The organism is Streptococcus sp. GMD3S (assembly GCF_000298695.2).
Classification (GTDB): Bacteria; Bacillota; Bacilli; order Lactobacillales; family Streptococcaceae; genus Streptococcus.
Window position 1 is genome coordinate 69,934 of the sequence record NZ_AJRC02000002.1, and the last position, 20,272, is coordinate 90,205.

Here is a 20,272-nt window from a genome sequence, read left to right on the forward strand (position 1 = left end):
AATTGTGGAGAAACTCATCAAAGAAAAAATTTCTTCTTTACTATCTGATGAAGAGGAAGTACTCAGTGTTGAACAGTTGGGAGGCATGACCAACCAAAACTATTTGGTTAAAACAACCAACAAACAGTATATTGTGAAATTTTTTGGTAAAGGGACTGAAAAACTCATCAATCGTCAAAATGAAAAGTACAATCTTGAACTTTTAGAGGATTTAGATTTAGATGTCAAAAATTATCTCTTTGATATTGAGTCAGGGATTAAAGTAAATGAGTACATTGAATCAGCAGTAACTCTTGATTCAACATCAATCAAGTCCAAGTTTGAAAAGATTGCACCAATTTTACAAACCATCCATGCTTCAGGGAAAGAATTAAGAGGAGAGTTTGCTCCTTTTGAGGAAATCAGCAAATATGAATCCTTGATTGAGGGAGCTATCCCTTATGAAAACTATGAAGCTGTAAGAAAAGATGTATTTTCACTAGAAAAGAGATTGGCTGATTTGGGTGTTGATAGAAAGTCCTGTCACATCGATTTGGTTCCAGAAAACTTCATCGAGTCACCTCAAGGTCGCTTGTATTTGATTGACTGGGAATACTCTTCCATGAATGATCCAATGTGGGATTTGGCAGCACTTTTCTTAGAGTCTGAATTTACAAAGCAAGAGGAAGATGCTTTCCTTTCCTACTATGAAAGTGACAAAACGCCTGTATCACGTGAGAAGATTCGTATCTATAAAATCTTGCAAGATACTATCTGGAGTTTGTGGACAGTGTACAAAGAAGCTCAAGGAGCTGATTTTGGAGATTACGGTATCAACCGTTACCAAAGAGCTGTCGAGGGTTTGACTTATTATGGAGGTTAGGATGAAGAATAAAAATGGTGTTTCTTTTGGTCTGCTCTCTGGTATCTTCTGGGGATTAGGTCTAACGATTAGTGCTTATATCTTTTCAATTTTTACAAATCTCTCACCTTTTGTGGTGGCTGCTGCTCATGATTTCTTGAGTATCTTTATCTTGTTAGCTTTTCTTTTGGTAAAAGAAGGAAAAGTTCGCCTCTCTATTTTCTTAAATATTCGAAATGTGAGTGTTATAATCGGAGCTTTACTAGCAGGACCAATTGGTATGCAGGCCAATCTTTATGCGGTTAAATATATCGGTAGTTCACTAGCTTCATCTGTATCAGCTATCTATCCAGCAGTTTCAGTTTTTCTAGCCTTCTTCATTTTGAAACACAAGGTTTCAAAGAATACAGTATTTGGTGTTTTCTTGATTATTGCAGCTATCATTGCTCAAACCTATAAGGTTGAACAAGTTAACTCGTTTTACATTGGGATTCTTTGTGCCCTTATCTGTGCCATTGCCTGGGGGAGCGAAAGTGTTCTCAGCTCCTATGCTATGGAAAGTGATTTAAGTGAAATTGAAGCCTTGTTAATCCGACAAGTAACCTCATTCTTGTCCTATCTTGTGATTGTGCTCTTTTCACACCATTCATTTGCAGAAGTGGCAGATGGGCAGTTACTAGGCCTCTTGCTTGTCTTTGCGGCCTTTAACATGATTTCCTACTTAGCTTATTATATCGCCATTAATCGTTTGCAACCTGCGAAAGCGACAGGTTTGAATGTGAGCTATGTAGTTTGGACTGTCTTATTTGCAGTTGTTTTCTTGGGTGCACCGCTAGATATGCTGACAATCATCACTTCACTTATTGTTATGGCTGGTGTTTATATTATTATTAAAGAATAAAGGAGATTCGTGTGAAAGCGATTATTTTAGCAGCGGGCTTAGGAACTCGTCTACGCCCTATGACTGAAAATACACCAAAAGCTTTGGTTAAGGTTAATCAAAAACCCTTGGTAGAATACCAAATTGAGTTTTTGAAAGAGAGAGGAATTGATGAGATTATCATCGTTGTCGGTTACCTCAAAGAACAATTTGACTACCTAAAAGAAAAATATGGTGTCCGTTTAGTCTTTAACGACAAGTATGCTGATTACAATAACTTTTACTCACTTTATCTAGTAAAAGAAGATTTGGCTAACAGCTACGTCATCGATGCAGATAACTATCTTTTCAAAAATATGTTTCGAAACGATCTTAAACGTTCTACCTATTTTAGCGTTTATCGTGAAGACTGTACGAACGAGTGGTTCTTGGTTTACGGTGATGACTACAAGGTTCAAGACATTATTGTTGACAGCAAGGCTGGTCGCATTCTGAGCGGAGTTTCATTCTGGGATGCACCAACTGCTGAGAAGATTGTTGGCTTTATTGACAAAGCTTACGAAAGTGGTGAATTTGTTGATCTCTACTGGGACAACATGGTTAAGGATAATATCAAAGAATTAGATGTCTATGTCGAAGAATTAGAAGGAAATAGCATCTATGAAATTGATAGTGTAAAGGACTACCATAAGTTAGAAGAGATTTTATCTACTATTGAGTAAGGAAAGAGAAGAAGGCTTGGGCCTTCTTTTTTTGTGGATTTTACAACAAGAATGTTTGATATTGATTGTATTCTTTAAATGAAACAAAAATTACAAAAAAAAGAACAAAATAAAACAAAAATTATTGACAACGATTTCATATAGTGTTATACTTATAGCATAAAAGATAATTGAAAGAAGGGAAAATGTTATGGGATTAGATCATTTCTTTGACAAAAACCTAGTGTTTTGCTTAGAAGCGAATAATCAAGAACAACTCTTTGATCAGGTAGCAAGCTTGTTGGAAGAACGAGAAATTGTCACTCCAACTTATCGTGAAGCCTTGATCACGCGTGAAAAGTCATTTCCAACTGGTTTAGATATGGAATTTCTAGGAAAGGACTTGCCAAATGTAGCGATTCCTCATACAGATATTGTTCATAATCTAGCTGAGAAAGTAGTGGTTGTTCGATTAGAAAAACCAGTAACTTTTCACAATATGATAGCTCCTGATAAGGAAGTAGAAGTATCCCTACTCTTCTTTATCATTAACAACTCAAGTTCAAGTCAAACAAATATTCTGGCTCAGTTGATGGACTTTTTCACAGGAAATGGACATCTGGAAGATCTATCAAAAATTTCCGAACCAGAAAAACTTTATGCTTACATTGCTGAAGCAACCGCTTAATCTTGTCTATTAAAATATAAAATCGGAGGAAATCCAAATGATTAAAATTCTTGCTGCCTGCGGTGCAGGTGTTAACTCAAGTCACCAAATTAAAAGTGCTCTAGAAGAAGAACTTTCAAACCGTGGTTATGATGTTCACTGTGATGCAGTCATGGTGAAAGATGTAAACGAAGACCTTATCAAGGGCTACGATATCTTTACACCAATCGCTGCAACTGACCTTGGTTTTGAACCAGGTATTCCAGTAATTGAAGCTGGCCCAATCTTGTTCCGTATTCCAGCGATGAGCGCTCCAGTATTTGACAATATTGAAGCAGCTATCAAAGAACACGGACTAAGCTAATTTATTCTTTATCTTGTTAACATTCATATAACTAAAAAAACGGGAGGAACTATTATGGATGTCATTATCGAACTAGCCAATAAGCTGTTCAAACCTATCTTGGATATGGGTGGACCAATTATCATGCTGATCATTTTGACAGTATTGGCTCTACTTTTTGGAGTGAAATTCTCCAAAGCGCTTGAAGGTGGTATTAAACTTGCCATCGCTCTTACTGGTATCGGTGCTATCATCGGTATGCTCAATGGAGCTTTCTCAGAATCACTTAAAAAATTCGTTGAAAACACTGGTATCCATTTGAACATCACTGACGTTGGTTGGGCACCACTTGCTACCATCACTTGGGGCTCTGCTTGGACACTTTACTTCTTGCTAGTAATGTTGATTGTCAACGTTGTGATGCTTGCAATGAAGAAAACGGATACACTTGACGTCGATATCTTCGATATCTGGCACTTGTCAATAACTGGTCTTTTGATTAAATGGTACGCAGATAACAATGGAGTTAGCCAAGGAGTTTCACTCTTCATCGCAACTGCAGCAGTTGTCCTTGTAGGTATTTTGAAGATCATCAACTCTGACCTGATGAAACCAACATTCGACGATCTTCTTAATGCACCAAGTTCATCACCAATGACTTCAACACACATGAACTACATGATGAACCCAGTTATCATGGTTTTGGATAAGATTTTTGAAAAATTCTTCCCAGGTCTTGATAAATATGACTTTGATGCTGCTAAATTGAACAAAAAAATCGGTTTCTGGGGATCTAAATTCTTTATCGGTTTCATCCTTGGTATTGTTATTGGTTTTATGGGGACTCCACAACCTGTTGAAGGACTTAAAGATGCTGCAAACTGGCAAGAAGTTATTAAAGGTTGGTTGTCTCTTGGTTTAACAGCCGGTGTAGCTTTGGAACTCTTCTCACTTATCGGATCTTGGTTCATCGCAGCCGTAGAACCACTTTCACAAGGTATTACAAACGTTGCTACTAAACGTCTTCAAGGACGTAAATTCAACATCGGTCTTGACTGGCCTTTCATCGCTGGTCGTGCTGAAATCTGGGCTTGTGCTAACGTACTTGCTCCAATCATGCTAGTAGAAGCTGTTCTTCTTTCAAACGTCGGTAATGGTATCTTGCCTCTTGCAGGTATCATCGCTATGGGTGTGACCCCAGCTCTCTTGGTTGTTACACGTGGTAAATTGCTCCGTATGATTATCTTCGGAACACTCTTGTTGCCTCTCTTCCTTCTTTCTGGTACTCTTATCGCACCATTTGCAACAGAACTTGCTAAAGGTGTAGGTGCCTTTCCTAAAGGTGTAGATAGTGCTCAATTGATTACTCACTCAACTCTTGAAGGACCAATTGAAAAACTATTTGGTTGGGCAATCGGTAATGCTACAACAGGTGATATCAAAGCAATCCTTGGTGCAGCAGCCTTCCTTGTATTCTATGTAGGTATCTTTGCTTGGTATAGAAAACAAATGATCAAACGTAACGAAGAATACGCAGCAAATGCTAAATAATTCGCTCCTATAAAATGTAAATTGTGAAAACTAGGTTGTTAATTTCCTACATTGGGAGTGGCAACCTAGTTTTTTATATAAAAATCTAAAAATAGTTGGAGAATATTATGGTAATTGAAATCAAATCAGACCAGTTAACGGTCCAGTTTAAAATCTTAGGTGGCGCCTTGTCGTCAATCAAGGACCGAGAAGGCATTGAGTATTTGTGGCAAGGAGATGCCACTTACTGGAGTGGACAAGCGCCAGTACTTTTTCCAATCTGTGGCTCTTTAAGAGAAGATACAGCCTTCTACAGTCATGCAGATGGAACAGAGACGAAAGGAAACATTCCTCGCCATGGTTTGGTCCGTAAAAAAGAATTTGAGTTGGTTGATCAAACAGAAAACAGCGTAACCTTTGCTATCGAAGATGATGAGAATACTTATCAAAACTATCCTTATCATTTCCGCCTTGAAATCACTTATAAGGTTACTGGCAAGACAGTTCGTACTCAATACAAGATTTTCAATAAAGAAACCAGCAAGGTCCTGCCATACTTTATTGGTGGACATCCAGGCTTTAATTGCCCTCTACTAGATGGCGAAACTTATGAAGATTACTATTTAGAGTTTGAGAAAGAAGAGACTTGCTCTGTTCCCCGTCCTTTCCCAGAAACAGGAATGTTAGACTTCCAAGATAGAAGTTTATGGTTGGATGGGCAAAAAGAATTAGACCTTAGCTATGATTTGTTTAGCACAGATGCAGTGACTTTGGATGAGTTGCAATCCAGAACAATTGCGCTTCGTTCTCGTAAGCATGAGAAGGGATTAAAAGTACACTTCCAAGAGTTCTCAAATCTCATCATTTGGTCAACTTTGAATAAGGGACCTTTCATTGCCTTTGAACCATGGTCTGGCTTATCAACTTCACTTGAAGAAGGAGATCATCTAGAAGATAAGAAGAATGTTCGTCTCTTGGAAGCTGGTCAAGTAGATCAGATTGGCTTTGATATTGAAATATTTTAGATAAAAAACCACAAAAACAAACATTTACTGTTGACTTTTTCTATAAATAGGAGTATATTATGTTTGTAAACAACAAATGATGTTTGTAACAAACAAATAATCACTTGTTATATTCTCTGTCGCAGAGAAAGTTTCTTTCTAGGAACTTGATTTCCTGGACTTGGATAAGGTGATATTCATCTCATTCAATCCAATTTGTCAATAAACTGCTAGAAAGTCTTTTGTAGGTAAACTGCTAACTATAAAAGTCTTTACTAGCCTAGAAAAATAAAAAGGAGTATACAATATGTCTATTGTTATCGGTGCAGATGCTGCAGGTTTGAGATTGAAAGAAGTTGTGAAAGACTTCTTGGAAAAAGAAAACTTCCACGTTGTGGATGTTACAGCTGAAGGTCAAGACTTTGTTGATGTGACTCTTGCTGTTGCTGCAGAAGTAAACAAAGAAGAACAAAACCTTGGTATCGTGATTGATGCTTATGGGGCTGGTCCATTCATGGTCGCAACTAAAATCAAAGGAATGGTTGCTGCAGAAGTTTCAGATGAACGTTCAGCTTATATGACTCGTGGACACAACAACTCACGTATGATCACTATGGGTGCACAACTTGTTGGTGACGAATTGGCCAAAAACATTGCTAAAGGTTTTGTTAATGGTAAATACGACGGTGGACGTCACCAGATTCGTGTTGATATGTTGAACAAAATGTGCTAATTAGATTACAGTAAGAAAGGTAAGTTAAAATGAGAATTGCAATTGGATGTGACCACATCGTAACAGATGAAAAAATGGCGGTTTCAGAATTTTTGAAATCAAAAGGATATGAAGTCATCGACTTTGGTACCTATGACCACACACGTACTCACTACCCAATCTTTGGTAAAAAAGTGGGTGAAGCTGTAACTAGCGGTCAAGCTGATCTTGGGGTATGTATCTGTGGTACTGGTGTTGGTATCAACAACGCTGTCAACAAAGTTCCAGGAGTTCGTTCTGCCTTGGTTCGTGATATGACAACAGCTCTTTATGCAAAAGAACAATTGAACGCCAATGTTATTGGTTTTGGTGGTAAAATCACTGGTGAATTGCTCATGTGCGACATCATTGAAGCTTTCATCAATGCTGAATACAAACCATCAGAAGAAAACAAAAAATTGATTGCGAAAATTGAGCACGTTGAAACTCACAATGCTCATCAAGCAGATGCAAACTTCTTTACAGAATTCCTTGAAAAATGGGATCGCGGTGAATACCACGACTAAGAGGTGACGCATGATTTTAACAGTCACAATGAATCCATCCATTGACATTTCTTATCCTTTGGATGAATTAAAAATTGACACTGTCAACCGTGTGGTGGACGTGACCAAGACAGCTGGTGGTAAAGGTCTCAATGTTACACGAGTTCTTTCAGAATTTGGTGATTCTGTTGCTGCTACTGGTTTGGTCGGTGGTAAACTTGGTGAGTTTTTAGTAGAGCATATCGACGATAAAGTATCGAAACGTTTCTTCTCCATTCAAGGAGAGACTCGTAACTGTATCGCTATTCTCCATGGAGACAACCAAACAGAAGTTCTTGAAAAAGGTCCTGTAGTATTGGAACAGGAAGGTCAAGACTTTTTGGAACATTTCAAAAATCTCCTGGAGTCAGTTGAAGTAGTAGCTATCTCAGGTAGTCTGCCAGCAGGTCTTCCAGTTGACTACTATGCAAGCTTAGTAGAACTTGCTAATCGCGCAGGAAAACCAGTTGTTCTAGACTGCTCAGGTGCGGCTCTTCAGGCTGTCCTTGAATCACCACACAAACCAACAGTTATTAAACCAAATAACGAAGAATTGTCTCAGCTTCTAGGCAGAGAAGTTTCTGAGGAGTTGGATGAATTAAAAGAAGTTCTTCAAGAGCCTCTATTTGCAGGGGTTGAGTGGATAATCGTTTCACTTGGTGCAAATGGTGCTTTTGCAAAACATGGGGACACTTTCTACAAGGTAGATATTCCAAGAATTCAGGTAGTGAACCCTGTTGGATCTGGAGATTCTACTGTGGCAGGTATTTCATCAGGACTTCTTCATGAGGAATCGGATGCAGAACTCCTCATCAAGGCCAATGTCCTTGGTATGCTCAATGCTCAAGAAAAAATGACAGGTCATGTCAATATGGCCAACTATCAGGATCTATATGATCAATTAATAGTAAAAGAGGTATAAAATGGCTTTAACAGAACAAAAACGTGCACGCTTAGAAAAACTTTCAGATGAAAATGGCATTATTTCAGCCCTTGCTTTTGACCAACGTGGTGCTTTGAAACGCCTCATGGCTCAATACCAAACAGAAGAGCCGACAGTGGCTCAAATGGAAGAACTCAAAGTCTTGGTTGCAGATGAATTGACAAAATACGCATCCTCTATGCTTCTTGACCCTGAGTATGGTCTCCCAGCTACAAAAGCGCTTGATGCCAATGCTGGTCTTCTCCTTGCTTATGAGAAAACTGGCTACGACACAACAAGCACTAAACGCTTGCCTGACTGCTTGGATGTTTGGTCTGCCAAACGCATCAAAGAACAAGGTGCAGATGCTGTCAAATTCTTGCTTTACTATGACGTAGATAGCTCTGACGAACTCAACCAACAAAAACAAGCCTACATCGAGCGCATCGGTTCAGAGTGTGTGGCAGAAGACATTCCATTCTTCCTTGAAATCTTGGCTTACGATGAAAAAATCGCTGACGCAGGTTCTGCAGAATACGCAAAAGTAAAACCACATAAAGTTATCGGTGCCATGAAGGTCTTCTCAGACCCACGCTTCAACATCGATGTTTTGAAAGTGGAAGTTCCAGTCAACGTCAAATACGTTGAAGGCTTTGGCGATGGTGAAATCGTTCATACACGCGAAGAAGCGGCAGCCTTCTTCAAAGCGCAAGATGAAGCGACTAACTTGCCATATATCTACTTGAGTGCAGGTGTATCAGCTAAACTCTTCCAAGAAACACTTGTCTTTGCCCACGAATCAGGCGCGAACTTCAACGGTGTTCTTTGCGGCCGTGCAACTTGGGCTGGATCAGTTGAAGCCTACATCAAAGACGGTGAGGCAGCAGCTCGCGAATGGCTACGCACAACTGGATTTGAGAACATTGACGAACTCAACAAGATTCTTCAAACAACAGCGACTTCATGGACTGAACGTGTATAAGTTTTCCCCCCTAATCTTAGGAACATTGATCTAAATAAAAAATTTAAACAAAGTTGAATGTAAAGGTTTACAAAAAAACTAACTTGTGCTATACTTAAATCACAAGTTAATACAAGGTGAGTGTTACTAAGTAATATTAGGCATGATCACAGGTGGATTAGAAATCGATAGATTTTCTAGTTCATTTGTGGTCATTTTTTATACTCATATACCTTTAAGAGATAAAAGGAGGTTGCCATGTATCGAATTCTAAACCCAATGAATCACAACGTCTCGCTTGTCAGAAATGACAAAGGAGAAGAAGTGATTGTGATTGGTAAGGGGATTGCATTTGGGAAAAAGAAGGGGGATTTGATTGCTGAGGATCAGGTTGAGAAAATCTTTCGTATGAAGACAGAAGAGTCCAGAGAAAACTTTATGGCTCTGCTCAAAGATGTTCCGCTTGATTTTATCACAGTGACCTATGAGATTATTGATAAGCTTTCTAAGAAATATCATTATCCGATTCAAGAGTATCTCTACGTAACCTTGACAGATCATATTTACTGTTCTTACCAAGCTCTAACACAAGGAAGGTACAAGGATAGCAATCTGCCAGATATTTCTGCCAAGTATCCTGTAGCTTTTCAAATCGCAAAGGAAGCCTTTGAAATCTATCGTCAGAAGTTGACAGATCATTTCCCTGAGGACGAAATTATTCGGATCGCTTATCATTTCATTAATGCCGAAGGGGAGAATGAAGTTCAAGTGGTTGAGTCGATTGATAAGAGGAAAGAAATTCTCAGGAATGTCGAAGAAGTGCTTAAAAGTTACGCTATTCAACGAACCAAAGAGAATAACCATTTCTATGATCGATTTATGATTCATTTGAATTATTTCTTGGATTATTTAGACAGATCTAGAGATGATAACCAATCACTTCTGGATATGGAAGACCATATCAAACAATCCTATCCAAAAGCGTTCGAGATTGGTTCCAAGATCTATGATGTGATTACGCAACATACGGGTCTTGATTTGTATAAAAGTGAACGAGTTTATCTAGTTCTACATATCCAACGTTTATTGTCATAAAAATTTAATTAAAAATACATAAGGAGAATTCTATCATGAATAGAGAAGAAGTAACATTGTTAGGTTTTGAAATCGTAGCCTATGCTGGCGATGCTCGTTCAAAACTATTGGAAGCCTTGAAGGCTGCTGAAGCTGGTGATTTTGCGAAAGCAGATACTCTCGTAGAGGAAGCAGGTGGTTGCATCGCGGAGGCGCACCACGCGCAAACAAGTCTATTAACTAAGGAAGCTTCAGGTGAGGACTTAGCTTATAGTGTAACCATGATGCATGGCCAGGATCACTTGATGACAACCATCTTGCTCAAAGATTTGATGCACCATTTAATCGAACTCTACAAGAGAGGAGTTAAGTAATGAACAAACTAATTGCTTTTATCGAGAAAGGAAAGCCTTTCTTTGAGAAATTATCTCGTAATATCTATCTTCGTGCTATTCGTGATGGTTTCATTGCAGGTATGCCCGTTATTCTCTTCTCAAGTATCTTTATCTTGATTGCTTTTGTACCAAACTCATGGGGCTTTAAATGGTCTGATGATGTTGTTAATCTCCTCATGAAACCTTATAGCTATTCAATGGGGATTCTAGCTCTCTTGGTAGCTGGTACAACAGCTAAGTCATTGACGGACTCAGTTAACCGCAGCATGGAGAAAACCAACCAAATCAACTATATGTCAACACTGTTGGCTGCAATTGTTGGTTTGTTGATGTTGGCAGCTGATCCGATTGAAGGTGGTTTTGCGACAGGTTTCCTTGGGACAAAAGGTTTGCTTTCAGCCTTTCTTGCTGCCTTTGTAACTGTAGCCATCTATAAGGTTTGTGTTAAGAACAACGTCACTATTCGTATGCCTGACGAAGTTCCACCAAATATCTCACAAGTCTTTAAAGATGTGATTCCATTCACTCTATCAGTGGTTTCTCTTTATGCTCTTGATTTACTAGCTCGTCATTTTGTTGGTGCAAGCGTAGCTGAATCAATCGGTAAATTCTTTGCACCATTATTCTCTGCTGCTGATGGTTATCTAGGTATTACGATTATCTTTGGTGCCTTTGCCTTCTTCTGGTTTGTTGGTATCCATGGTCCATCTATCGTTGAACCAGCAATCGCAGCGATTACCTATGCAAATGCCGAAGTCAACTTGAACCTTCTCCAACAAGGGATGCACGCTGACAAGATTCTTACTTCTGGTACACAAATGTTTATCGTTACCATGGGTGGTACGGGTGCGACACTGGTTGTTCCATTCATGTTCATGTGGTTGACCAAATCGAAACGAAATCGTGCAATCGGACGCGCTTCAGTAGTTCCAACTTTCTTTGGTGTAAACGAACCAATCCTGTTTGGTGCACCTCTTGTACTGAATCCAATCTTCTTCATTCCATTTATCTTTGCTCCAATCGCAAACGTATGGATCTTTAAATTCTTTATTGAGACGCTTGGCATGAACTCATTTACAGCCAACCTTCCTTGGACAACACCAGGTCCGCTCGGTATTGTTCTCGGTACAAACTTCCAATTCTTGTCATTTGTACTTGCTGCTTTGTTAATCCTTGTTGACGTAGCCGTTTACTATCCATTCCTCAAGGTTTATGATGAACAAATCCTTGAAGAAGAGCGTTCTGGTAAAGCCAATGATGAATTGAAAGAAAAAGTAGCTGCAAACTTCAATACTGCTAAAGCAGATGCTATTCTTGAAAAAGCTGGTGTAGAAGCAGCGCAAAACACAATCACTGAAGAAACCAATGTCTTGGTTCTCTGTGCAGGCGGAGGAACAAGTGGTCTCCTTGCAAATGCTCTAAACAAAGCAGCTGCGGAGTACAAGGTTCCTGTTAAAGCAGCAGCTGGTGGCTATGGAGCTCACCGTGAAATGTTGCCTGAGTTTGATCTGGTTATCCTTGCTCCTCAAGTAGCTTCAAACTTTGAAGACATGAAGGCCGAAACCGACAAACTTGGTATCAAACTTGCCAAGACAGAAGGTGGCCAATACATTAAACTGACTCGTGACGGAAAAGGCGCTCTTGCCTTTGTTCAAGCGCAGTTCGAAGAATAAAATGTAAATAGCAAAGAAGTGAGATGGAAGAACTCCTCCCAACTATACCCCCATCTCATTTCTATTTCTTGAAAGGTGAATCAAATGACAAAAACACTTCCAAAAGACTTTATTTTTGGCGGGGCAACAGCTGCCTATCAAGCAGAAGGTGCTACCAATACCGATGGTAAAGGACCAGTTGCCTGGGACAAATACCTCAAAGATAACTACTGGTACACTGCTGAACCAGCCAGTGATTTCTATCACAAATACCCAGTTGACCTCAAACTAGCAGAAGAGTATGGTGTCAATGGTATCCGTATTTCAATCGCTTGGTCACGTATCTTTCCAACTGGTTATGGGAAGGTTAATGACAAGGGGGTTGAGTTCTATCATAATCTATTTGCAGAGTGCCACAAACGTCATGTTGAGCCCTTTGTAACTCTTCATCACTTTGATACACCAGAAGCTCTACATTCAAATGGAGACTTCTTAAACCGTGAAAACATTGAACACTTTGTAGACTACGCAGCTTTCTGTTTTGAAGAATTCCCAGAAGTAAACTATTGGACAACCTTTAATGAAATTGGACCAATCGGTGATGGTCAATACTTGGTTGGTAAATTCCCTCCTGGTATTCAGTACGACCTTGCCAAAGTCTTCCAATCTCATCACAATATGATGGTGTCGCATGCGCGTGCAGTAAAACTTTTCAAGGATAAGGGATACAAGGGTGAAATTGGTGTGGTGCATGCCCTGCCTACTAAGTATCCTCTGGATCCAGATAATCCTGCAGATGTCCGTGCAGCTGAGTTAGAAGATATTATCCATAACAAGTTTATCCTAGACGCGACTTATCTAGGACGATATTCCGAAGAAACCATGGAAGGTGTCAACCATATCTTAGCAGTCAATGGTGGAAGTTTAGATCTGCGTGAAGAAGACTTCGCTGTGCTAGAAGCTGCAAAAGACCTGAATGACTTCCTTGGAATTAACTACTACATGAGTGATTGGATGCAAGCCTTTGATGGCGAAACAGAAATCATTCATAACGGTAAGGGTGAAAAAGGAAGCTCTAAGTATCAGATTAAGGGAGTTGGACGTCGAGTAGCGCCTGACTATGTCCCACGTACGGACTGGGATTGGATTATCTATCCTCAAGGTTTGTATGATCAAATCATGCGCGTGAAACAAGATTATCCAAATTACAAAAAAATCTACATCACAGAGAATGGTCTCGGATACAAAGATGAGTTTGTGGATGGAACAGTCTACGATGATGGACGGATTGATTATGTTAAGAAACATGTGGAAGTGATTGCAGATGCAATCTCTGATGGAGCCAATGTCAAAGGCTACTTTATCTGGTCGCTGATGGATGTCTTTTCTTGGTCAAATGGTTATGAAAAGCGTTACGGCCTCTTCTATGTTGATTTTGAAACCCAGGAGCGCTATCCAAAGAAATCAGCTCACTGGTACAAGAAACTAGCTGAGATACAACTTATTGAATAAAATTCAACAAAAATTCCCCGCCAAAAGGCAGGGGAATTTTTATGGTTTTGATAAAAGAATGGTTGTTTGTTTCGACAGGTCTTCAAATGTCTCCTGACTCAGTTTGGAATCTGAAACGATGGTATCAATTTCTGAGATATTGTAGAAATTGTAAAAATCAAACTTATTAAACTTACTGTGGTCTGCCAGTAAGTATTTTTTATTGGCATTGTTCAAGGCGATTCGTTGTACCTCGCCCTCTTCTTCACTGAAAGTAGCAATTGCCTTATCCTTAATACCATTACAGCTTACAAAAGCTTTAGAAAACTGAAGATTGGTCAAATCCTGTAAGGTAAGTGTTCCTACAAAAGCACCAGTGATAGAGCGATAATTTCCACCAATCAAGATCAAATCTGTTAGTTTTCGTTCGTTTAGGATGAGAAAGACTGGAAGACTGTTTGTTACAACACGAATATTATCAATTGGGAGCTCACGAGCAAAACATTCTAAGGTTGTTCCTGGACCAATAAAAATGGTTTCACCTTCGTCAATCAAATGACCTGCAAAACGGCTAATTTCTTGTTTTTCAGCAATCTGCAAGCCTTGTTTTTCGACGTTTGAGCGTTCGTTGTTTAAGAGAGAACCTGTACGAAGTTTTTCAGCACCACCATGCACACGAACCAGCAAATCCTTGTCTGCTAGTTCTTGTAAATAGCGACGAGCTGTCATATCTGACACATCAAGACTCTCCATAATCTCTTTTACAGTAATAGTGCCTTTTGTGTTTACTGCTTCTAGAATACTATCTAGTTTTTCTTGCTTTAGCATCCTTATCACCTCGATTTCTACTATTATTATCTTACCATAAAACGCTCAATCAATCAAATAGAAAAAAACAAAATAAAACAAAAACAAAAATATCATGGTTGTTTTAAACAAACCATGATATTTTGAATGTTTGGTCAAATTAGTCTAAACCGTAGTTGTAATCCTCGTCTTGCATGGCTTCAACTTCACCAAGGAGGTAACCATTTCCGACTTGAGAGAAGAAGTCGTGGTTAGAAGTTCCTGTTGAAATTCCGTTCATAACGATTGGATTGACATCATCTGCTGAATCTGGGAAGAGTGGATCTTGTCCTAGGTTCATAAGAGCTTTATTGGCATTGTAACGAAGGAAGGTTTTAACTTCCTCAGTCCAGCCAACACCGTCATAGAGGCTTTCTGTATAGCCCTCTTCGTTCTCGTAGAGAGTGTAGAGCAGGTCGTACATCCATTCTTTAAGTTTTTCTTGCTCTTCTTCAGGTAATTCATTGAAACCAAGTTGGAATTTGTAACCAATATAAGTTCCGTGAACAGACTCATCACGAATGATCAGTTTGATGATTTCCGCAACGTTGGCCAGTTTGTTGTTACCGAGATAGTAAAGCGGTGTAAAGAAACCAGAGTAGAAGAGGAAAGTTTCAAGGAAAACACTGGCAACTTTCTTTTCTAGTGGGCTACCATTGAGGTAGATTTCATTGATAATTTCCGCTTTTCTTTGTAGGTAGGGGTTAGTGTTGGTCCATTCAAAGATTTCTTCGATTTCGGCCTTGGTGTTCAAGGTCGAAAAGATAGAAGAGTAAGATTTTGCGTGGACAGATTCCATAAACTGGATGTTGTTGAAAACAGCTTCCTCATGTGGTGTACGGATGTCTGCGCGAAGTGCTTGAACTCCTGTTTCAGATTGCATGGTATCCAAAAGGGTCAAACCACCAAAGACTTTTCCAACCAAGTCTTTTTCTTTGTTTGATAGTTTTCTCCAGTCGTCTAGGTCATTTGACAAGGGGATACGCGTATCGAGCCAGAATTGCTCTGTCAGCTTTTCCCAAGTTGATTTGTCGATGACATCTTCGATGGCATTCCAGTTAATGGCTTTGTAGTAAGTTTCCATTTGAAATCTCTTTCTGTGTTTAATATTGCGAGCTCACAATTATTTCTATTTTATCATAATTCTAGAGGAGTATCGCACAAAAAGTCGGAAGCCCGACTTTTTGTTATTTCATAGTATAGATGCTTATTCCAGTCTAACACGGTGATTGAATCACTAATCTGAGAAAATGTAGTTTCCTCAAGCAAAAATTAAATCACACAGCTTTCACATTGGTTAGCACCGACTTCTCCACCATCGTCTGTAAAGGTACGGACGTAGTAGATAGACTTGATACCCTTGTTAAAGGCATAGTTACGAAGGATAGATAGGTCACGTGTCGTTTGTTTGTTTTCTTTCTTCCATTCGTAAAGACCTTTTGGAATGTCGCTACGCATGAAGAGAGTGAGTGAAAGTCCTTGATCCACGTGTTCAGTTGCGGCAGCGTAAACATCAATCACCTTACGCATATCCATGTCATAAGCAGAAGTGTAGTAAGGAATGGTATCTGTAGACAAACCTGCAGCTGGATAGTAGATTTTACCGATTTTCTTCTCTTGGCGTTCTTCAATGCGTTGCGTAATCGGGTGGATAGATGCAGAAACATCGTTGATGTAACTGATAGAACCATTTGGAGCTACAGCAAGGCGGTTTTGGTGATAAAGACCATCTGCTTGAACCTTTTCGCGAAGTTCAGCCCAATCAGCAGCACTTGGAATAAAGACATCTTTGAAGAGTTCTTTAACACGGTCTGATTTTGGAACAAATTCGCCTGTCACGTACTTGTCGAAGTAGCTTCCGTTAGCATAGTCTGATTTTTCAAAGTTGTGGAAGGTGATACCACGTTCACGCGCTATGTTATTAGATTCTACCAAGGTCCAGTAGTTCATAAGCATAAAGTAGATGCTTGTAAATTCAATTGACTCATGTGATCCGTACTCAATCAGTTGTTGGGCAAGGTAGCTATGAAGCCCCATGGCACCAAGGCCAAAGGTGTGAGCTAAACTGTTTCCGTGGTCGATAGTAGGGACAGCTACGATGTGTGAACTATCTGTAACGAAAGTCAAAGCACGAACCATCGCACGGATAGAACGACCAAAGTCAGGTGAAGTCATCATGTTGACCACGTTGGTTGAACCAAGGTTACATGAAACGTCTGTTCCCATTTGAAGGAATTCTTGAGCATCGTTGATCAAGCTTGGTTCTTGAACTTGAAGAATCTCAGAACACAAGTTACTCATGATAATCTTACCATCTACTGGATTCGCACGGTTGGCTGTATCAATGTTGACGACATAAGGGTAACCAGATTCTTGTTGCAATTTAGAAATTTCAGTTTCCAAATCACGAGCTTTGATTTTTGTCTTGCGGATGTTTGGATTTGCGACCAATTCATCATATTTTTCAGTGATGTCGATGTAGTTGAATGGCACACCGTACTCAAGCTCTACAGAGTAAGGGCTAAAGAGATACATTTCTTCATTTTTACGAGCTAATTCGTAGAATTTATCGGGCACCACAACTCCAAGTGAGAGGGTCTTAACACGAACCTTTTCATCGGCATTTTCTTTCTTAGTTGAAAGGAAGGCGATGATATCTGGGTGAAAGACATTGAGGTAGACAACCCCAGCACCTTGACGCTGACCCAATTGGTTAGAGTAGGAGAAACTGTCTTCGAAGAGTTTCATAACTGGAACGACACCAGAAGCTGCTCCTTCATAACCTTTGATAGGTGCGCCAGCTTCACGAAGGTTGCTTAGAGTAATACCTACACCACCACCGATACGTGAAAGTTGAAGAGCTGAGTTGATAGAACGTCCGATAGAGTTCATGTCATCAGTTACTTGAATCAAGAAACAAGATACCAACTCCCCACGACGAGCACGACCTGCGTTCAAAAAGGAAGGAGTAGCAGGTTGGTAGCGTTGGTGGATGATTTCATTGGCAATATCAGTCGCAATTGCTTCGTCCCCGTCAGCAAAATAAAGTGCATTAAAGAAGACGCGGTCTTCCATACTTTCAAGGTAATATTCACCGTCATTAGTCTTCAAGGCATACTGGTTGTAAAACTTATAGGCAGCCATGAATGATTTGAATTGGAAGTTTTGGTCTTTGATAAATTGATGCAATTCTTCCAAAAACTCTGGACGGTATTTCTTGATAAATGCTGTTTCAATGTAGTTGTGTTCAATGAGGTAGTTGATTTTATCAGTGATTGAATCAAAAACCATAGTGTTTGGAACTACATTTTCTTTAAAGAAAGCATCCAAGGCTTCTTTATCTTTATGAAGCATGATTTGTCCATTAACAGGACGGTTGATTTCGTTATTGAGACGGAAGTAGGTCACGTCCTCAAGATGTTTTAATCCCATAAAATTTCCTTTATCTAATTACAAAAGAAAGGCCTCTAAGTTAGCCCTAGAAGCAATCTCTTCTGGATGATGTACTAAGATTATGCTAATTGTTTCAGTTTTCCTGGTTGGAAGCCTGAAAAGACTTCAGTTGGTGTTTGGATAACAGGAGCCGCGCTGAAACCGAGCTCTTTAACTTGATCGATGTACTCTGGTTGCTCGTCGAGATTGATCTCACGATAAGCGACATTGTTGCTGTCCAAGAAACGCTTGGTCATCTTACATTGGACACAGTTGTTTTTAGAATAAACGGTTACCATTTTCGTAACTCCTCTTTCAAAATAGATTACTTTCTTAGTATATCAGAAAAAAAAACTTTGTCAAACTTTTTAAACTAAATCTTGTGCTAAAAAGTTACAGTTTCAAAAACAAAGCACAAGATATAGTGTTTTTGGAAACATAAATTTTGATTTCCGTTGAACTGTCAAAGTTTCTCAAAATAAAAAAACTACATACTGTATATTGGTAAGATAAATAGAAGATTTTCAGCAAGTTATCAGAAAGGAAAACGAAGAAAATAGCAAAAATCGTAAGAACAGGAATAAGTCTAGCTGAGACAATGCTTTAATAAAACAGAAACTGTGATATTTACGAAAAAAAGAAATTTTCCACACAAGATGTCCCAATATTTTGTATTAGAATATCTAAAATATAACAAAAGTGGAAATGACAGATTATGCTGTATTCATAAAAATGGATCATTGGTTAATTTTATATAGGATACTTATGAGTTTCGTATCCTTTTATAAGGAGTATATAAATACAATGTTTGAGGAAGTTCATTTTATGTGATATACTACATGTGATTATAAGATTAAAAAATGGATATCTGGATGCTTTTGTTTGATAGAGAATGTTATCAGATTATAATTAGATTAAATAAATGAAAGAACACAGAATTAGGAGGCGCGTGGTGAAAGAAAATGATGTTATTTTAAAACGGCAATCAACTCAAATATTTTTTAAGAATGGTGATACGGATTTTTTCTTTAATTGGTTGTTAGGAATCGGTGAAATTTTTGGTTTCTCTCATGGAGAGCTTTATTATCTTGCTCAAAGATTGGGGAACTCACCAAAGCCTGATGACTGGAAAAATGTATTTTTATCGCATGTAAACTACCTTGAACAAGAAGCAAGTAATTCAGGATTGAGTGAACAAACAAAGGCGCAGTATTATCTTGCACAGACCTACTCACTTCGCTCGGCAATTCAGTTTACCGATCCATTTTCTGACGAGTATTTACCGACCGTTCGTCAAATGGAGAAGGTGTTTTCTAGTGCAATTCATTCACTAGGTGTACCGATTGAAAAACTAACTATTCCCTATCAGGGTTCTTACTTGCCTGGGTATTATCTTCATAGCGGCGATAATTGTCCAACGCTAATCATGATTGGTGGAGGTGATACTTATCGCGAAGATTTATTTTACTTTGCAGGATATCCTGGCTGGATACGAAATTATAATGTTTTAATGGTTGACCTTCCTGGTCAAGGGAGCAATCCTAGTAGAGGGCTGGTCTTTGATGTGGATGCTTCTATTCCAATTTCATTATGCATAGACTGGTTGGAAAATAGAAATCCTAAACTAAATTATTTAGCTATTTATGGTGTCAGCGGAGGGGGATATTTTACCGCACAAGCTGTCGAAAAGGATCCAAGAATTCATGCTTGGATTGCTAGTACCCCTATTTACGACGTTGCAGAACTTTTCAGAAAAGAATTTGGATCAAGTTTGAAAGCACCTAGTTGGTTAATAAATGCCATTTTAAAATTAGCTGGAAATTTGAATGAATCAGCAAATTTAAATCTTAAAAAGTATGCATGGCAGTTTGGTACTTCTGATTTTAAGAGTGCTATTGATGATGTATTTAACCATGCAAAGATTGTGGATTATCAAAAAATTCAATGCCCATGCCTGTTTATTATGGGAAAGGGTGAGGGTGCTGAACTGCAGCATCAAACTAAGGTAATTTATGAAGCACTTAAATCTAAAAATCAACAAACTAAACTTCAAGTATTTGAGGCGGAAAGTGGTGCGGACGCTCATTGCCAAGTCAATAATCTAAGACTCGCCCATAATGTCGTTTTTGATTGGTTGGATACTTTATTTGAATGGAATCAATCAAAGTTTTAGTTCTACTTATACCACTTAGATATATCTACCTTTTTACTGTTAGGGGCTACAAACTTATTTTACT

20 protein-coding genes are annotated in these 20,272 nt (G+C 38.9%); 16 read left to right on the forward strand and 4 right to left on the reverse strand.

The features are described from left to right. Positions 1-4 precede the first annotated feature (4 nt). The 15 genes from GMD3S_RS0201315 to lacG all read left to right on the forward strand — a co-directional run bounded on the left by GMD3S_RS0201315 (position 5) and on the right by lacG (position 13,778). Positions 5-862: a phosphotransferase family protein gene (locus GMD3S_RS0201315; protein ID WP_000413082.1), complete on the forward strand. Its 858-nt coding sequence runs from the start codon at positions 5-7 to the stop codon at positions 860-862. A gap of 1 nt (position 863) precedes the next feature. Further along, entirely contained in the window at positions 864-1,742 is an 879-nt protein-coding gene (locus GMD3S_RS0201320) for a DMT family transporter (RefSeq protein WP_000791836.1), read from the forward strand. Positions 1,743-1,753: 11 nt separating this feature from the next. Continuing rightward, positions 1,754-2,443, forward strand: a complete 690-nt coding sequence (locus GMD3S_RS0201325; protein ID WP_000643950.1) for a sugar phosphate nucleotidyltransferase — start codon at positions 1,754-1,756, stop codon at positions 2,441-2,443. 190 nt (positions 2,444-2,633) lie between these two features. Next, a complete protein-coding gene (locus GMD3S_RS0201330) occupies positions 2,634-3,110 on the forward strand; it encodes a PTS sugar transporter subunit IIA (protein WP_000521987.1) in 477 nt (158 codons plus the stop codon). 37 nt (positions 3,111-3,147) lie between these two features. Beyond that, positions 3,148-3,453 (forward strand): PTS sugar transporter subunit IIB, encoded by a 306-nt coding sequence (locus GMD3S_RS0201335; RefSeq protein ID WP_000590551.1) that lies wholly within the window; start codon positions 3,148-3,150, stop codon positions 3,451-3,453. Positions 3,454-3,507: 54 nt separating this feature from the next. Continuing rightward, positions 3,508-4,983: a PTS galactitol transporter subunit IIC gene (locus GMD3S_RS0201340; RefSeq protein WP_000382518.1), complete on the forward strand. Its 1,476-nt coding sequence runs from the start codon at positions 3,508-3,510 to the stop codon at positions 4,981-4,983. 107 nt (positions 4,984-5,090) lie between these two features. Beyond that, complete coding sequence (locus tag GMD3S_RS10600) at positions 5,091-5,987, forward strand: aldose 1-epimerase family protein (RefSeq protein WP_000234150.1); 897 nt, start codon at positions 5,091-5,093, stop codon at positions 5,985-5,987. A 286-nt stretch (positions 5,988-6,273) separates the two neighbouring features. Continuing rightward, positions 6,274-6,699: a galactose-6-phosphate isomerase subunit LacA gene (gene lacA, locus GMD3S_RS0201350; protein ID WP_000029277.1), complete on the forward strand. Its 426-nt coding sequence runs from the start codon at positions 6,274-6,276 to the stop codon at positions 6,697-6,699. Positions 6,700-6,728: 29 nt separating this feature from the next. Then, positions 6,729-7,244, forward strand: coding sequence for a galactose-6-phosphate isomerase subunit LacB (lacB, locus tag GMD3S_RS0201355; protein WP_001216921.1), 516 nt, complete (start codon positions 6,729-6,731; stop codon positions 7,242-7,244). Between the two features lie 10 nt (positions 7,245-7,254). After that, positions 7,255-8,184: a tagatose-6-phosphate kinase gene (locus GMD3S_RS0201360; protein ID WP_000604252.1), complete on the forward strand. Its 930-nt coding sequence runs from the start codon at positions 7,255-7,257 to the stop codon at positions 8,182-8,184. 1 nt (position 8,185) lies between these two features. Continuing rightward, positions 8,186-9,166, forward strand: a complete 981-nt coding sequence (gene lacD, locus GMD3S_RS0201365; protein WP_001229127.1) for a tagatose-bisphosphate aldolase — start codon at positions 8,186-8,188, stop codon at positions 9,164-9,166. A gap of 237 nt (positions 9,167-9,403) precedes the next feature. Next, on the forward strand, positions 9,404-10,240 hold the full coding sequence (locus GMD3S_RS0201370; RefSeq protein WP_000285701.1) for a PRD domain-containing protein: 837 nt from the start codon (positions 9,404-9,406) through the stop codon (positions 10,238-10,240). A 35-nt stretch (positions 10,241-10,275) separates the two neighbouring features. Continuing rightward, positions 10,276-10,593, forward strand: coding sequence for a PTS lactose/cellobiose transporter subunit IIA (locus GMD3S_RS0201375; protein WP_001078328.1), 318 nt, complete (start codon positions 10,276-10,278; stop codon positions 10,591-10,593). Continuing rightward, positions 10,593-12,287: a lactose-specific PTS transporter subunit EIIC gene (locus GMD3S_RS0201380; protein ID WP_001037308.1), complete on the forward strand. Its 1,695-nt coding sequence runs from the start codon at positions 10,593-10,595 to the stop codon at positions 12,285-12,287. Before GMD3S_RS0201375 ends, GMD3S_RS0201380 begins: the two co-directional genes overlap by 1 nt. A gap of 84 nt (positions 12,288-12,371) precedes the next feature. Beyond that, a complete protein-coding gene (gene lacG / locus GMD3S_RS0201385; protein WP_000169308.1) occupies positions 12,372-13,778 on the forward strand; it encodes a 6-phospho-beta-galactosidase in 1,407 nt (468 codons plus the stop codon). 39 nt (positions 13,779-13,817) lie between these two features. Here the strand turns inward: lacG and GMD3S_RS0201390 are convergent, their stop codons facing one another. The 4 genes from GMD3S_RS0201390 to nrdH all read right to left on the reverse strand — a co-directional run bounded on the left by GMD3S_RS0201390 (position 13,818) and on the right by nrdH (position 18,334). Beyond that, entirely contained in the window at positions 13,818-14,585 is a 768-nt protein-coding gene (locus tag GMD3S_RS0201390; protein ID WP_000917583.1) for a DeoR/GlpR family DNA-binding transcription regulator, read from the reverse strand. Between the two features lie 139 nt (positions 14,586-14,724). Further along, positions 14,725-15,687 (reverse strand): class 1b ribonucleoside-diphosphate reductase subunit beta, encoded by a 963-nt coding sequence (gene nrdF, locus GMD3S_RS0201395; protein ID WP_000451372.1) that lies wholly within the window; start codon positions 15,685-15,687, stop codon positions 14,725-14,727. A gap of 188 nt (positions 15,688-15,875) precedes the next feature. Then, positions 15,876-18,035, reverse strand: a complete 2,160-nt coding sequence (gene nrdE, locus GMD3S_RS0201400) for a class 1b ribonucleoside-diphosphate reductase subunit alpha (RefSeq protein WP_000523265.1) — start codon at positions 18,033-18,035, stop codon at positions 15,876-15,878. A gap of 80 nt (positions 18,036-18,115) precedes the next feature. Continuing rightward, entirely contained in the window at positions 18,116-18,334 is a 219-nt protein-coding gene (nrdH, locus tag GMD3S_RS0201405) for a glutaredoxin-like protein NrdH (RefSeq protein WP_000259240.1), read from the reverse strand. 653 nt (positions 18,335-18,987) lie between these two features. Here nrdH and GMD3S_RS0201410 point away from each other — a divergent pair. Then, positions 18,988-20,208 (forward strand): alpha/beta hydrolase family protein, encoded by a 1,221-nt coding sequence (locus tag GMD3S_RS0201410; protein WP_000661897.1) that lies wholly within the window; start codon positions 18,988-18,990, stop codon positions 20,206-20,208. Positions 20,209-20,272 lie beyond the last annotated feature (64 nt).

Coding starts and splice junctions, on each gene's coding strand:
- GMD3S_RS0201320 (WP_000791836.1), top strand. CDS start 864: ATGAAGAATAAAAATGGTGTTTCTTTTGGTCTGCTCTCTGGTATCTTC.
- GMD3S_RS0201330 (WP_000521987.1), top strand. CDS start 2,634: ATGGGATTAGATCATTTCTTTGACAAAAACCTAGTGTTTTGCTTAGAA.
- GMD3S_RS0201335 (WP_000590551.1), top strand. CDS start 3,148: ATGATTAAAATTCTTGCTGCCTGCGGTGCAGGTGTTAACTCAAGTCAC.
- GMD3S_RS0201340 (WP_000382518.1), top strand. CDS start 3,508: ATGGATGTCATTATCGAACTAGCCAATAAGCTGTTCAAACCTATCTTG.
- GMD3S_RS10600 (WP_000234150.1), top strand. CDS start 5,091: ATGGTAATTGAAATCAAATCAGACCAGTTAACGGTCCAGTTTAAAATC.
- lacA (WP_000029277.1), top strand. CDS start 6,274: ATGTCTATTGTTATCGGTGCAGATGCTGCAGGTTTGAGATTGAAAGAA.
- lacB (WP_001216921.1), top strand. CDS start 6,729: ATGAGAATTGCAATTGGATGTGACCACATCGTAACAGATGAAAAAATG.
- GMD3S_RS0201360 (WP_000604252.1), top strand. CDS start 7,255: ATGATTTTAACAGTCACAATGAATCCATCCATTGACATTTCTTATCCT.
- lacD (WP_001229127.1), top strand. CDS start 8,186: ATGGCTTTAACAGAACAAAAACGTGCACGCTTAGAAAAACTTTCAGAT.
- GMD3S_RS0201370 (WP_000285701.1), top strand. CDS start 9,404: ATGTATCGAATTCTAAACCCAATGAATCACAACGTCTCGCTTGTCAGA.
- GMD3S_RS0201375 (WP_001078328.1), top strand. CDS start 10,276: ATGAATAGAGAAGAAGTAACATTGTTAGGTTTTGAAATCGTAGCCTAT.
- GMD3S_RS0201380 (WP_001037308.1), top strand. CDS start 10,593: ATGAACAAACTAATTGCTTTTATCGAGAAAGGAAAGCCTTTCTTTGAG.
- lacG (WP_000169308.1), top strand. CDS start 12,372: ATGACAAAAACACTTCCAAAAGACTTTATTTTTGGCGGGGCAACAGCT.
- GMD3S_RS0201390 (WP_000917583.1), bottom strand. CDS start 14,585: ATGCTAAAGCAAGAAAAACTAGATAGTATTCTAGAAGCAGTAAACACA.
- nrdF (WP_000451372.1), bottom strand. CDS start 15,687: ATGGAAACTTACTACAAAGCCATTAACTGGAATGCCATCGAAGATGTC.
- nrdE (WP_000523265.1), bottom strand. CDS start 18,035: ATGGGATTAAAACATCTTGAGGACGTGACCTACTTCCGTCTCAATAAC.
- nrdH (WP_000259240.1), bottom strand. CDS start 18,334: ATGGTAACCGTTTATTCTAAAAACAACTGTGTCCAATGTAAGATGACC.